Raw genomic sequence first — 231 nt, forward strand, 5'->3', positions numbered from 1 at the left:
ATTTTTGATCCCGATTTCTCAAACAATAGTTTTGGATTCCGGCCAAATCGAAATGGGCAACAGGCGGTAAAGCAGGTGCGAGACATCATCAAGGAAGGTCGCCGCTTCGCGGTCGATGTCGATCTGTCTAAGTTCTTTGACCGAGTTAATCACGATCTGCTGATGACGCGCCTTGGTGACAAGGTGAAGGACAAACGTCTTCTACGATTGATTAAACAATACCTGCGAGCT

General features: G+C 47.2%; 1 pseudogene. It reads left to right on the top strand.

Features of this window, described 5'->3' with window-relative positions:
• Positions 1–231 (top strand): annotated as a pseudogene (locus A3773_RS17455) (group II intron reverse transcriptase/maturase); the annotation flags it as partial.

It is taken from the genome of Neptuniibacter pectenicola, from assembly GCF_001597735.1.
Taxonomy (GTDB): domain Bacteria; phylum Pseudomonadota; class Gammaproteobacteria; order Pseudomonadales; family Balneatricaceae; genus Neptuniibacter; species Neptuniibacter pectenicola.